Below are 14000 nucleotides of genomic sequence, written 5' to 3'. Positions count from 1 at the left end.
CACCAGCTAATGAATTTTGCAGCATGCGCACTTCTACCATGTATCCTTAGTCCCGAGGGGCGGGGCATAAGGTCGATCGCGAGTTCCGCACGAGCCGGAGAGCACTTAATGTGCTCTCCGTGCGAGCAGGACTGCCCGAGCAGGCGACCTTATGCCCCGCCCCTCGGGACGACGAGACAAGGCAAAGGAGCAGCCATGGCAGGCAAGCCGCAAACACTAGCTACGACCTCGGCATTCGAGATCTTGGGCCCCGTCATGGTCGGCCCCAGCTCATCGCACACCGCCGGCGCCCTGCGCTGCGCCCAAGTTGCCGCCAGCCTGCTGGAAGGCCGCATCACTAAGGTCACCTTTGGCCTGTGGAACTCCTTTGCCCACACCTACCGCGGCCACGGCACCGATCGTGCGCTCGTCGCGGGCATCCTGGGCCTCGACACCGACGACGAGAACATCAAGCAGGCCTTCGACCTCGCACGCGAGCAGGGCCTCGACTACCACTTTGACATCAAGGGCGACGACGCCTCCATCCACCCCAACACGGTCGACATCGACATGGTCGACGCCACGGGAGCCACGGCTCAGGTACGCGGCGAGAGCCTGGGTGGCGGCAAGATGCGCATCAGCCGCATTAACGGCGTCGGCGTCGATATCTCGGGCATGTATTCCACGCTGTTTGTGGCACACCAGGACGTCCCCGGCGTGCTCGCCGCGCTCACCAACCTCCTCGCCTACGCCCATGTGAACATCGCCTTCTGCCGCACCTACCGCACCGAAGTGGGCGGCCAGGCCTACTCCGTCTTTGAGACCGACGGCGCCCCCGACGACACCGTCGTCCCCATGCTCCGCAAGCTCGACAATGTCGATTACGCGACCTTTATCGAGCTCCCCGGTTCTGCCTCGTCGCTCTCCCCCGGCGTCTCGGCAAAGGAAATCTTCGACGACGGCGAGCAGCTGCTCGATGCGTGCGAGGAACTGGGGCTCAACATCGGCGCCGTCATGGCCGTGCGCGAGGCACGTCTGACCGGCGAGGCACACGCTATCGCCGCCATGCGCCGCGTACTCGACGTCATGCGCGAAGAGACCACAGCCCCCATTTCCAATCCACAGCGCTCGCTCGGCGGCCTCATCGGCGGCGAGGCAAAGCTTGTCGATGCCACCAGCCGAAACGATCTGAGCATAAGCCTGATGGGCGCCGTCCAGACCGATGCCGTGGCCCGCGCCATGGCCGTCCTTGAGCGCTCCGCCACAATGGGAGTGATCGTCGCCGCCCCCACGGCCGGCTCCGCAGGCGTCGTGCCCGGCTGCGTGCTGGCGCTCGCCGACCATCTGCAACTGGACGATGAGCAAGTCATGGACGCCCTCTACTGCGCCGCCGCCATCGGCCTCAACCTCACCACGAGCGCCTGCGTCGCCGGCGCCGAGGGCGGCTGTCAGGCCGAGGTCGGAAGCGCGGCCGCCATGGCCGCCGCCGCGCTGGTGCAGATGCTCGGAGGCACGCCTGAGCAGGCACTCGACGCCAGCTCCATCGCCCTGAGCAACCTGCTGGGCCTGGTCTGCGACCCGGTGGGCGGCCTCGTGGAGGTGCCGTGCCAAAACCGCAATGCCATCGGCGTGGCCGCGGCATTTAGCTCGGCGCAGCTTGCACTTGCCGGTATCAAGAGCCTGGTGCCGTTTGACCAGATGGCGCACGTCATGCTCTCCGTGGGCCACGCGTTGCCGGCCACGCTGCGCGAGACGGCAAAGGGTGGCATCGCGCAGGCTCCGGCCGCACTTTCGGCCTGTGCAAAATGCGGTGTGTGCGGATAGCGACAAAGAAAGACTCGAAGGCGGGACAAATGTCCCACCTCTTTTGAATGCCACCGTTTCCATACCACAAACAACTGGGTAATCGCTATAATGCAAGCCCAGTAAAAACACGATGAGCCGCAAGGCGAAATCCGAAGGATATGCATACGATGTCGCAAAACGATCGAACTCAACTGATTCCCGATCCGCAGCAGCCGAGCAGGCACACCGGCGGCGTTCAGTCGCCGCGTCCTATCGCGCCGAGCCACGGTCAGCAGCGTGGTGCGGCAAACGCTTCGCAACGCCCGAACCAGCAGCGCCAGCAGCGCCAGGCAAACGGCAATACGCCCAAGCAGCCCCCCACGCACGGTCGAGGCGATCGCGACCCCGCGCGCAAACCCACCGGGAACAATAAGTCGGGCAAAAAGACGACGCTCTTTGTCCTCCTGGGTCTTATCGTCATTGTCTATATCGTAGGCGTCGTAGCGTTTTCGCAGGTAGCCTACCCCAACACCACCATCGCCGGCGTCGACGTCTCGTTCTCCAACGCTTCGTCTGCCGCCACCAAGGTCAACTCAGCGTGGAAGCACTATAAGCTCACCGTGGCGGGCGATGACTTTAGCTGGACCTATCAGCCCGAGTCCGATGAGCCCATCGTCGACGGCGAAGCTGCCGCAAAAGAGATCATCAACCACAACGAAGCCTTTGTATGGCCGGTCCGCCTTGTAGAATCCTTAAGCGGCAAGACCAAAACAACCGCTACCTCCAACGAAGTAGATCTTGATCAAGACGTCGACCTGTCCATGCTCTCCGATACCTTTGACCAAAAGCAGTTTGAGAAGGATCTGGGCACCGCCATCGATGAGTTTAACGAGGGCCGTTCGGGCACGTTCGAGGCCAATAGCTCCTATGACGAGCAGGCCGGCAAGTTTACCGTCGAGAAGGCGCGCTCCAACGAAAAACTCGACCGCGAGCATGTCATTAAGTATGCCGAGCTCGAGCTTGCCTCGCTGTCCGAGACCGTAGACCTTTCCAAGCTCGGCAACGATGCCTATGAGCCGCTCAATGGAACGCTGACCGATGATCAGATTCAGGCCGCATGCGATGCCGCCAACAACTTCTTGGGCGTCAACGTGACCCTCAAGCTCAACGGCGAGGATGCCGGAAAGGTTGATGGCAGCTCCGTGTTGCAGTGGATCAGCTTTGCCGATCCTGCCAACCCCACGCTCGATACGTCGCAAATCAGCAGCTGGGCAGCCGAGCTCGCCAACGGCTTTAATACCGTGGGCTCCACTCGCTGGTGGACGCGCGCCGATGGCAAGCAGTGTGCCGTCGAAGGCGGTGACTTTGGTTGGTCCATTGACAGCAGCTCGCTCGCCAAGCAGGTCGAGGACGCCATTAACAACAAGCAGACCGGCGAAATCGAGATCAAGTACTCCCAGAAGGCCGACACCTTTACCGCAAAGGGAGAGCCCGACTGGAAGGCGTATATCGACGTCGATCTGTCCGAGCAGCACGCGCGCTACTATGACGAGAACGGTAATATCGTTTGGGAGGCCAACTTTATTTCTGGCAAGCCGGGAGAGGACGCCACCCCCGAGGGCGTATGGCAGATCAACAGCAACAATGGCGCCAGCAAGCTTATCGGTGCCAAGGACCCCGAGACCGGCAAGCCCAAATACGAGAGCCCGGTCAGCTATTGGATGCCGTTCGAGGGCAATATGGTCGGATTCCACGACGCCACCTGGCAAAACGACAAGAGCTTCGATAATGCCGAGTCGTACAAGTGGTGCGGCAGCCACGGTTGCATCAACCTGCGCCTGGCCGATGCAAAGGCACTTCACGACTGCATCAAAGTCGGCCTGTGCGTGGTTGTCCACTCGTAGTGCAACGCGCGCATTAATACAACGTGGAACCGCTGCAAACAATCTAACAGTTCCGAAAGAAACCGTCCTATGCGCCCATCCCAACCGATGGGCGCATATACTTATCGAGGTTCTATCTATAAAGGAGACGCTATGCCGAATGTCCCCACGATCGCCCCGGGCCCGGATGATACCGAGCACACGCCCGAAGGTGCCACCGAAACGATTCCTCTGATTACAAACGTACATGCCGACAAGCAGAGCGAACGCACGAACGATACGGCCGAGATTTCCGATGAAGAGGCGTACGCCAAGCTCAAGGCAAAACGTGCCGACCGTCGACGCAAAAAGCTGATTCGACGCGGTATTGCCGTCGGCGTCGTAGGTGCCATCGCGCTCATTGCCATTGTCGCAACCCTGGTTACCAATGCGCAGCCACAGGGCGCTAGCGAGCCGGTAACCGACATGGTGACCGAGGGCACGTTTAGCACAACGGTCGAGGCGAAAGGCCAGCTCAAACCCATTTCGTCCTCAGTGGTCTCCCCTTCTGTCGACGGCACGGTCGATTCGATCAACGTGCAGGCGGGCCAATCCGTCAACGAGGGCGACGTGCTCATGACCATTAAAAACGACGAGCTCGATCGTAACGTTGCCGAGGCGCAGCGTGCAGTTGCAGCCGCTCAAGAAGACCTCGCCAACGCGCAGAAAGCCGCAGCTGCCGCGCAGGCCAACCCAACGACGGACGTCGACGGAGGTTCCGCAGCGGCTGGCATCTCCGCCGCATCAGCGGACACGAACGCCGTATCGGCCGCTCAGCGCAGTCTCGCATCGGCCCAGGCAAACCTCGATCAGGCGAACGCCAAGGCCGCCAGCCGAACGGTCACGGCCCCGAGCTCGGGCAGCATCGTGGAGCTCAACGCCAAGGTGGGCGCCACGGTAACAGGCGGAATGATCATGGGCGAAAGCGATACGAGCGGCGGCAAGCAGTGCATGCAGATCGCCGACCTGTCCAAGATGAAGGTGACGGTTCAGGTAGGCGAAAAGGATATCGCCAAAATTGCCGTGGGCCAAAGCGCCAACGTGACCTATCCCGCGTTTCCCGATATCGTGAGCCAGGGCACCGTCACGGCTATCGCCTCGGTTGCAAACTCTGACTCCGGCTCCGGTAGCGGCGGCAGCGTGACCTTTAACGTCGACATCCTCATCGAAGCACCCGACAGTCGCCTCAAGCCGGGTATGACTGCCGAGGTCTCGGTAGTGACCGAGAAGCTCGACGACGTGGTTATGGTGCCGACGATGGCACTCATGACCGAAGATGGCGAACACTATTACGTCAACGTGGCAACCGATGACGAGGGCAAGCAAACCCGTCGCGTGAAAGTGAACGTCGTGACGCAAAACGATAACGAAGCCGTAGTCGGCAAGACGCAGGTCAAGCGCGACGACCAGGGCAACGAAATCAACCCAGACGTCCCGGTTACCAAGCTACGCGACGGCGACACCATCGTGACGGATACCGGCACAGGCATGACGGCAGACGGCGGCGACAATACGTCTGCCGACGAGGGCATGTAATGCGTCCCGTCATCGACATCCGCAACGTGCACCGCATCTTCGAGAGCGAGGCCGGCTGCGCCCATATTCTGCACAACGTGAGCCTGGCGGTTGATCCCGGCGAGTTCGTCGCCATCACCGGCCCCTCGGGCTCAGGCAAGTCGACGCTCATGAACATCCTGGGCTGCCTGGACAAACCAACGGCGGGCGACTATTACCTGCAAGGGCTCAACGTCGCCGAACTCGACGATGATGAGCTCACCGAGGTGCGCGCGCTGAGCATTGGCTTTGTCTTTCAAAGCTTCAACCTGCTGCCGCGCCTGTCGGTTATCGAAAACGTCATGCTGCCGCTGGCCTACACCAACGTGCCCCGAAGCCAGCGCGAAATGCGCGCCGTGCACGCGCTGCAGGCTGTCACGCTGCCCGTCGACCACTGGGACCACCGCATATCCGAGCTCTCGGGCGGTCAGATGCAGCGCGTCGCCATCGCGCGCGCCCTTGTCAACGATCCACCCATCATTTTGGCCGACGAGCCGACGGGCAACCTGGACTCCGCCACGGGAGCGCTCGTCATGGAAACCTTCCACAAGCTCCAGGAGCGCGGCAAAACCATCGTGCTTATCACACACGACCCCGGCATTGCCGCCGAGGCCGACCGTGCCGTGACCATCCGCGACGGTCGCATTCACGACGGCGCGTATATTCCGCATGCACCGCGGACCCTACGCAGCGCCATAGATAGCCTGCCCATGATTTCCGCCTCCGCCAACCCGCCGAAAGGAGTGATGACATGAGCGCCCGCGATCTTATCCAGGAAGCCCTTCACTCGCTCGAGGCCAACAAGGGTCGCAGCCTGCTCACCATCCTGGGCATTGTCATCGGCATCGCCTCGGTTATCGCCATGACTTCGCTCATCGGCGGCATCCAAAACAGCTTGGTCAACAGCTTGGGCCTCAACGCAGCTCGCATGGTTCAGATCTATTCGTCCCAAGAACTCTCTGATTCTGACGTCCAGAAGCTTAAAAAACTGGTACCGCAGATAGAACAGATCGGCATTGTCAACAGCGCGTATACCGAGTACAAGATCGGCGATAAAAGCTATACCGTCATGGCACAGGGTGTCGATAGCGACATGCTCGACGCCGTGGGTGCCAGTAAGCTCGTTGTGGGGCGCACCTACACCGATGTCGAGTCAAAGGCAGGCTCGCGCGTGGCGCTCATCAGCCGCGGCGGCGCCGATCAGCTTTACGGCAACGAACAGGATGCGCTGGGAAAAACCATCAAAGTGTCCAACGGCGAGGTGCAGATTGTAGGCGTGATTGATGGCGGCAGCGACTCCATGGGCTCGCTCACGCTGTATATGCCACGCGAAACCATCTCCGGCCTGTTTGGCGACGAGAATCCTTCATTCCCCAGCGTGACGGCACTTGCCGCCGAGGGCACGGACATGGATGAGCTCTGCAAAAACATCGAGTCCAAGGTGCGCGCGATGAAGGGCATCTCGGAGGACGATGAGTACGACAGTGTATCGGCGACCTCCATGAAAAGCGCCATCGATGCACTCAACTCCTTTATGGGCGCATTCTCGCTCATCATGGGTGCTGTCGCCAGTATCTCGCTGCTTGTCGGCGGGATCGGCATTATGAATATGATGCTCACCAACGTGACCGAGCGAATCCGCGAGATCGGTATTCGCCGTGCCCTGGGCGCCAGTCGTCGCGATATCACCGCGCAGTTTTTGGCCGAGTCCTCGGCGCTGTGCGTCACCGGTGGCCTGCTGGGTGTCCTGATTGGCTATCTGCTGGCCTGGGGCCTCGCGATGTTTGCCGCAGGATCAGGGGTTCTCAGCGAGCTCGGTGCCAGCGGGCAGATCACACCGAGCTATTCAATCGCCACGGTGCTGCTGGCCTTCGCCGTCTCCGTCGGCATCGGCGTAATCTTTGGCTTCTACCCCGCCCGCCGAGCCGCCAAGCTCGACCCGGTGGAGTGCCTACGCTACCAGTAAGCCACCACCAACAAGTTGCGGTGAATTAGGGACTGAAATATGCTATCTAGCAGAAAAAACAGACACTATTTCACCGCAACTCATTGAAGGGCTGTTTGCGCCAGTTCCGGGCGTCGTCCTCGAGCTACTGGCGGATGACGGGCTTGTACGGGTCGAGCTTGCTCGGGGCGCTCCTCCTCGCGGGCGGGAGGGCGCGCAGGCGCTGCGAGCGCCTAGCGCGCGAACTCCCGTAAGAGCGCTTCTTCCACTTCCCGAAGCGAAAGGGCCCCGCCTCCCTCGGCGGGACGGGTGACCACGATACAGCGCGCTCCCACGGCGCGCGCTGCGGCGAGCTTCTCGGCCGTGCCGCCTACGGTTCCCGAGTCCTTGGTCACAAGCCACTGGGCGCCCACCTGCCGAAGCATCGCCTCGTTGAGCTCGCGGGTGAAGGGCCCCTGCATGCCGATGACGTGCGACGGCGAAAACCCCGCGTCGATGCACTTCGTTATAGCACCGGGCAGCGGGAGCACACGCACGAAGAAGCGCTCCGCGAAATCGGCGACGCGCGTGTAGGGAGCAAGCTCCTTGCTCCCCGTCGTGAGAAGAACGCGACCCGGGTTCTCGGAGAGAAAGCGCGCCGCGCAGGCAATCGACGCGACCGGCACGACGCCTTTGGGCAGCGCCTCGACCGGGCGCGCAAGGCGCAGGCATCGTGCACCCACGGCGAGCGAAGCGGCCCGGATGTTGTCGCTTGCGAGCGTAGCGAAGGGGTGCGTGGCGTCGACGACGATGCGCGCGCCGGAAAGCTCGCGCTCCATGTCGGCATCGTCGAGCCTGCCCGCATGCACCTCGATGCCCGGAAGCTCACCCAATAGCTCGCCTCCGTACTCGGTTGCCGCGTAGGCACGGGCGGGGATGCCCGCCCCGCTCGCCCATTCGCACAGAAGGCGGCCCTCGGTGGTGCCGGCGAAGATGCGCAGCGCCGGCACGGATGCGGGGGCCGTCACTTCGCGCCACCCGTGCGCGTGATCTGGTAGAGCAGCGCGTTCATAATAGCGGCCGCCACGGTCGAGCCGCCCTTGCGACCCCTCGCGACGATGGCCGGCACGCGTCGCGCAAGTAGCTCCTCTTTCGCCTCGACCACGTTCACAAACCCGACCGGCACCCCAACGACGAGCGCGGGCGCGATCTTCCCCGCGTCCATAAGCTCGGCGAGGCGCAGAAGTGCTGTGGGAGCGTTGCCGACGGCCACGATGAGCGGACCCTCGATGCCGCAAGCTTTGTCCATGCTCGCAACGGCGCGAGTCGTGCCCGCGGCGCGCGCATCCGCGGCGACATCAGGGTCGGCCATGTAGCACACGGCCTTGCAGCCGAGCTTCGCGAGCGCGGGCTTGCTTATGCCTGCGAGCGCCATGTTCGTGTCGGTGAGCACCGTGGCCCCTGCACGCAGTGCGTCGAGCGCACAGTGCGCGGCGTCATGGGTGAACACGAGGGAATCGGCGTACGAGAAGTCGGCAGTGGTGTGGATGACGCGTTTCACGACGGGCCCTTCGAGCGGCGGGAACGTGCGGCTGCCGAGCTCTTCGGTGATGATCTCGAAGCTGCGCCGCTCGATGTCGCCGGGCGCCATCTCCTTGGAATCCATCTAGTACTCCACTCCTTCCCTTGCACATATCCCCTGAGAGTAGGGGTGTTTCTCGCACTGCATCTCGGTTATGTAGTCGGCCTTCTCCACGATCTTGCGGGAAGGCGCGCGCCCGGTGAGCGCTACTTCGACGCCGCGCGCGGACATATCGAGCGCGCGGTCCACGAGCGCCTCGTCGACAAGCCCCTTCGAAAGCGCGTCGAGCGCCTCGTCGAGCACGAGCAGCCCCTCCTGAGCGCCCTCGAGCTCGGCGAGCGCGGAAGCGAGGTTCCCATCGTGCAGCTCGCACGTCGCGGCAAGTTCTTCCGACGTCATCGACCAGGTAAACTTGTCCGACACCTTCCCCGCGAACAAGGGCACGCCGAAATGCTCGGCAAGCAGGCGCGCCTCCCCGCTTTCGCCGTCTTTCAGGAACTGCACGACAACGACGCGGCGGCCTGCGGCGAGCATGCGAAGGGCGAGGCCCATCGCCGCCGTGGTCTTGCCTTTGCCGTCGCCATGATACACGTGGATCATACGCCCTCCTCGATAATGCGGTAGACATACTCCATGTCAAGCGCCCCGCGCACGACGTCGGCCAGGCGGTCGAACTCGCGCGCACGGTGATCGGCTGCGGACGCTGCGCCCGCAGCACCCACGACGCTCTCGGGCAGGCCGCGCATGCGCGCGAGCGAGCGCGCGAGAGCGAGCGCCACCCCCGGTTCGTCGAACAGGCCGTGGAGATAGGTTCCGAACACGTTTCCGCAGGCCGCGCCTTCTGGTTTGCCGCCAATCGTGCCCGCAGGGGCACAGGAGACGGTCGTTTCGCCGTCGTGAATCTCGTACCCGCGCGCCGTCATGCCGTTCCACACCGAGAACGCGCCTTGGGCGCCCGTGATGCGCAGCTCCGACTGGGCGAGGCGCTTTTCCTCCTTGAACACCGTACTTGCAGGGATGAGCCCGAGCCCGCGCGCGGTGCCAGCGCCTTCCCTGCCGTGCGGGTCGGAAAGCTCGTCTCCCAAAAGCTGGTAGCCTCCGCATATGCCGAGCACCGGTGTGCCCGCGCCCGAAAGCGCGCGTACACAGGCTCCGATGCCGCTAGCCGCAAGCCAGCGCGCGTCGTCGAGCGTGGTCTTCGAGCCGGGAAGCACCACCAGGTCGGGTCGGCCCAGATCGGTCGTCGAGGAAACGTAGCGCACGCCCACGCCGGGCACGCGCGAAAGCGGGTCGAAGTCGGTGAAGTTCGACAGATGCGGAAGACGCACGACGGCGACGTCGATGACGCCGCGCGCCTCGCGGGCAGATAGGCGCGGCGCGAGCGAGTCCTCGTCGTCCAGGTCGAGCGTAAGATACGGCACGACACCCACGACGGGAACCCCGCACATCTTCTCGAGCGGGGCCAAACCCGGGCGCAGGATTTCCACATCGCCGCGGAACTTGTTCACCACAAGCCCCCGCAAAAGCGCGCGGTCCTCGGGCGCAAGGAGCGCGACCGTGCCGTAGAGCTGGGCAAATACCCCGCCCGGGTCGATGTCGCCCGCAAGCAGCACGGGGGAGGACACGGCGCGCGCGAGCCCCATGTTGACGATGTCATTTTCGGCAAGGTTGATTTCGGCGGGGCTGCCGGCGCCCTCGATGACGATGACGTCGTTTTCCTCCGCGAGCGAATCGAACGCCTCCAAAATCTGCGGCATGAGCGCCTTCTTTCGCGCGAAGTAGTCCCTCGCAGCGAAGGCTCCCTGCGCCTTGCCGGCCACGATGAGCTGGCTTCGGTGGTCGCTTTCGGGCTTGAGAAGGATGGGGTTCATGCGCACGTCGGGCGCGATGCCGCACGCCTCGGCCTGCATGATCTGGGCGCGCCCCATCTCGAGCCCGTCGGCCGTGACACCGCTGTTGAGCGCCATGTTCTGGCTCTTGAAGGGAGTCACGCGCAGGCCGTCCTGCGAAAGCACACGGCACAGCCCCGCCGCAAGCAGGCTCTTCCCCGCGTTCGACATGGTGCCCTGGATCATGATGGGCTTCGCCCTACCCACGGGTATCGACCTCCTTCGCCGAGCCTCGGCCATCCGCGCCCGCCATAGCGCCGCTGCAAGAAGCGCCGCTCCGTTCGTCGGGTTCGCCTTCGCCCGATGCACCTTCCGCCCGAAGTGCGCGGCTGAACGCCATCGCAAGCCGGGCATTCTCCTTGCGCGTGCGCACCGCGACGCGGCACCAGAAACGGGACAGTACCGAAAACGAGTCGCACGTGCGGACCAAAACCCCCTGTTTATACAAGCGCTCGGGGATATCTTTCGCCGGCGTGCGGACTAAAAGGAAGTTCGCATCCGATGGCACGACGGAAAGCCCGAGCGAGGAGAGCTCGTGGGAAAGCCACGCTCGCTCACCCGCCAATACATCGCGCGTGCGCGAGACGTATTCAACGTCTTCCAGGGCGGCGATGCCCGCGGCCTCGGCGACCGAGGAGACGGGCCACGCCTGCCCCGCCCGGCGAATCCCCTCGATGAGTTGGGCGTTTCCGCTGATCAGATATCCCAGCCGCAAGCCCGCCATTCCGTAGAGCTTGGTGAACGCGGAGAGCACGGCCACGTGGCGCGAACACGCGGCGCGTGCGGCCACGCTCCTTTCGCGGGCGTCGGGCGCAAATCCGAGGAAGCACTCGTCCACGACGAGCAGCGCGCCCACCTGCTCGCAGCGGCAAGCCGCGGCATCGATCACGCTGGGGTCGACGAGACGCCCCGTCGGGTTGTTCGGATTGCAGAGGTACGCCACGTCTCCCGGCCTCTCAATCGCGCGGGCGAAGGAGGCGGGCACGTCGAAGTCGTCCGCTTCGGAGAGCGGGAACTCCTGCACGCATGCGCCGTAGTACGATGCCGCCTCCGCATATTCAGAGAACGTCGGCGCGCACACGACGATGCGTTTCGGGCGCACCGCCGCGGCGAGCCGCCAGATGATGTCGGACGCGCCCGCGCCGCAGACGATAGTATCTTCGGGAATGCCCTGGGCGCGCGCTAGGGCGCGAACGAGGGCGAGGCTTTCCCTATCGGGGTAGGCGTCGATTCGAGAAAGCGCCTTGCAAGCTGCGGCGACGGCGCGCGGCGAGGGGCCTGCCGGATTCACGTTCACCGAGAAGTCAATGAGGTCGGAGGCGCCCCCTTCGCAAGCGATGCCGAGCGATTGCGTACTACCCCCATGCGCACGGGCACGCAGGATTCCCCCGGCAGCCCGGGGCGCGACGTGGTCTTCCCTCATGCCATCGCCCCCACGGCGAGCACGACCGCCGCGCGCGCAGCACCGAAGACGACAAGCGCGCATACGGACGCGGCGAGCATGAGCCTTGTCGCCCGGGCGATGTCGCCCCACTCGATTTCGCGGGACGCGTCGCCTATCGTCGGTTTCTCAACGAGCTTGCCGAAATACACCGCGGGTCCTGCCAGGCGCAGCCCGAGCGCGCCCGCGCACGCTGACTCAGTCTGTGCCGCGTTCGGGCTCGCATGGCGACGCCTGTCGCGGCGCCAGATGCGCGCCGCCCCGCGCGCGTCGAGCCCGACGATCGGGCACACGGCGATCATGATCAGGGCCGATAAGCGCGAGGGAATCCAGTTCACCGCATCGTCGAGGCGCGCCGAAGCGCAGCCGAAGTCGATGTAGCACTCGTTTTTGTAGCCCACCATGCTGTCGAGCGTGTTCACCGCCTTGTACGCCATGCCCAAAGGCGCACCCCCGATCATAAGGTAGAAAAGCGGCGCGATGACACCGTCGCTCGCGTTCTCCGCCACCGTTTCCACGGCGGCGCGCGCGACGCCCTGCTCGTCGAGAACAGACGTGTCGCGTCCCACGATGAGCCCGACGGCTTCGCGCGCCGCGACAAGTCCGCCCTTCGAGAACGCGCGGGCCACGGCCAGGCTCTGGCGGCGCAGCTCGCATGTCGCGAGAATCTGATAGCTCGCCCATGCCTCGGCAACGAAGCGCAAGCCGGAGTGAACCATGCCGCAAAGATGCAGGATGCCCCAGGTCAAAAGCCCACACGCAAGCGGAAGCGCCACGGCGAGCACAAGACCTGCGGCGCGCGTGCCCGCGGACGTTTGCGGGAATGCGCCCCGCAGGCGGCCTTCGGCCCACGTGATCGCGCGCCCCATGGCGACGACGGGATGGGGAAGCCAGCGCGGGTCGCCGAAGGCAAGGTCGGCCGCGAACCCGGCGGCGACGGCAAGAATCGTCATCACCGGGCATCGCCCCCCGAAGCGGGGCGAACGTCGCGAAGGTAGCGCCCATCCCAGGTGGCGGCCCATGCGCCGCCCGGCTCAGTATGCACGTCGAAGTATCCCATTTTCGGGACAGCTAACTCGGAGAGCAGCGCTTTCACGGTACCCGCGTGAACGACGAAGACGGCGCGCCCACTCCCCTGGGCACGCTCCGATTTGCACGCCTCCCGAAACGCCGCGACGACGCGGCGGGTGAAATCGTTCTTGCCCTCGCCATGCGGGCAGCGCGTCTCGCACCAGGAGTCTACCCAGGCGCGGTAGCGCGCATCCTCTTTAAGCTCGGCGGCGCCTCGTCCCTCGAAGTCGCCGAAATCCATCTCGCGCAGACCGGGGCACGCCATAAGCTCCGCGTTCGGGAAGAGGATGCGCGCCGTCTGGTCGGTGCGGGCCATGCCGCTCGTGATAACACGGAACACGTCACGATAGCACGCGAGGTCGCGCAAAGCGCGCTCGCCCGCGCTCGACAGGGGCTCGTCGGTGCCCGCCCCGCTGTAGCGATGGTCTTCCGTGCCCGCCGTGGCACCATGGCGCACGAAGACGACTTCCAAAGGCGCGCCCGCGCCCTGCGTCCCTCGAGGCGCATCATCAAGGTTTCCCTTGATGACCTGGGGAATCCCGCACGTCATGCGCACGACGACGTCGGCGCGCGCAGCGAGCGCGCATCCCAGGCGCCCCGCGCGCTCGCGCCATTGGGCGTCTTCCGCACGCATAGGGACGACCCCCGAGCCGACCAAGGACAGAATCACTACGTCGAAGCCGATCAGCCGCTCGAGCGCCCGGCCAGCGTCGAGCGCGCGTACGAGTTCCTCAGCACAGTAAGCGACACGGCCGGCAAAAGCCGCGGGCACGCCGCCTTCCGCAAACTGCGCCGCGTCGACGAAATCGTCCGCCGCGAACCCGAGCTTTTCGCGCACGAAGGTCCTCTTCCC

12 protein-coding genes are annotated in these 14000 nt (G+C 64.3%); 5 read left to right on the top strand and 7 right to left on the bottom strand.

The annotated features are described in order from the left end of the window. Window positions 1-195 precede the first annotated feature (195 nt). The 5 genes from sdaAA (at window position 196) to DWV58_RS05860 (ending at window position 7206) form a co-directional block, all read left to right on the top strand. On the top strand, window positions 196-1803 hold the full coding sequence (gene sdaAA / locus DWV58_RS05880; RefSeq protein WP_117583486.1) for an L-serine ammonia-lyase, iron-sulfur-dependent, subunit alpha: 1608 nt from the start codon (window positions 196-198) through the stop codon (window positions 1801-1803). A gap of 140 nt (window positions 1804-1943) precedes the next feature. Then, a complete protein-coding gene (locus tag DWV58_RS05875) occupies window positions 1944-3668 on the top strand; it encodes a L,D-transpeptidase (RefSeq protein WP_117776491.1) in 1725 nt (574 codons plus the stop codon). 132 nt (window positions 3669-3800) lie between these two features. Continuing rightward, on the top strand, window positions 3801-5222 hold the full coding sequence (locus tag DWV58_RS05870) for an efflux RND transporter periplasmic adaptor subunit (RefSeq protein ID WP_158564531.1): 1422 nt from the start codon (window positions 3801-3803) through the stop codon (window positions 5220-5222). After that, on the top strand, window positions 5222-5995 hold the full coding sequence (locus DWV58_RS05865) for an ABC transporter ATP-binding protein (RefSeq protein ID WP_117776489.1): 774 nt from the start codon (window positions 5222-5224) through the stop codon (window positions 5993-5995). Before DWV58_RS05870 ends, DWV58_RS05865 begins: the two co-directional genes overlap by 1 nt. Beyond that, complete coding sequence (locus DWV58_RS05860) at window positions 5992-7206, top strand: ABC transporter permease (protein WP_117776488.1); 1215 nt, start codon at window positions 5992-5994, stop codon at window positions 7204-7206. The genes DWV58_RS05865 and DWV58_RS05860 overlap by 4 nt, the downstream gene beginning before the upstream one ends. A gap of 212 nt (window positions 7207-7418) precedes the next feature. Here DWV58_RS05860 and cobK read toward each other — a convergent pair whose 3' ends face one another. The 7 genes from cobK to DWV58_RS05825 are packed head-to-tail and all read right to left on the bottom strand — an operon-like array spanning window position 7419 to window position 13985. Beyond that, a complete protein-coding gene (gene cobK / locus DWV58_RS05855; protein ID WP_117776487.1) occupies window positions 7419-8192 on the bottom strand; it encodes a precorrin-6A reductase in 774 nt (257 codons plus the stop codon). Further along, window positions 8189-8830, bottom strand: coding sequence for a precorrin-8X methylmutase (locus DWV58_RS05850; protein WP_117776486.1), 642 nt, complete (start codon window positions 8828-8830; stop codon window positions 8189-8191). The genes cobK and DWV58_RS05850 overlap by 4 nt, the downstream gene beginning before the upstream one ends. Continuing rightward, the gene (locus tag DWV58_RS05845; RefSeq protein WP_117776485.1) at window positions 8831-9346 is read right to left on the bottom strand and encodes a cob(I)yrinic acid a,c-diamide adenosyltransferase; all 516 of its coding nucleotides are present in this window, start codon (window positions 9344-9346) and stop codon (window positions 8831-8833) included. After that, window positions 9343-10842 carry a cobyric acid synthase gene (locus tag DWV58_RS05840; protein WP_233540523.1) on the bottom strand — a complete coding sequence of 500 codons (1500 nt, stop codon included), beginning with the start codon at window positions 10840-10842 and terminating at the stop codon, window positions 9343-9345. The genes DWV58_RS05845 and DWV58_RS05840 overlap by 4 nt, the downstream gene beginning before the upstream one ends. Further along, entirely contained in the window at window positions 10835-12058 is a 1224-nt protein-coding gene (locus DWV58_RS05835) for a histidinol-phosphate transaminase (RefSeq protein ID WP_158564530.1), read from the bottom strand. Before DWV58_RS05835 ends, DWV58_RS05840 begins: the two co-directional genes overlap by 8 nt. Next, window positions 12055-13029 (bottom strand): adenosylcobinamide-phosphate synthase CbiB, encoded by a 975-nt coding sequence (cbiB, locus tag DWV58_RS05830; RefSeq protein ID WP_117716085.1) that lies wholly within the window; start codon window positions 13027-13029, stop codon window positions 12055-12057. The genes DWV58_RS05835 and cbiB overlap by 4 nt, the downstream gene beginning before the upstream one ends. Next, window positions 13029-13985: a histidine phosphatase family protein gene (locus DWV58_RS05825; protein WP_233540522.1), complete on the bottom strand. Its 957-nt coding sequence runs from the start codon at window positions 13983-13985 to the stop codon at window positions 13029-13031. The genes cbiB and DWV58_RS05825 overlap by 1 nt, the downstream gene beginning before the upstream one ends. Between the last annotated feature and the right edge of the window lie 15 nt (window positions 13986-14000).

The organism is Collinsella sp. AF11-11 (assembly GCF_003465485.1).
GTDB lineage: Bacteria > Actinomycetota > Coriobacteriia > Coriobacteriales > Coriobacteriaceae > Collinsella.
Note: the sequence above shows the minus strand (reverse complement) of the source record. Positions and strands in the feature narration are given on the sequence as shown.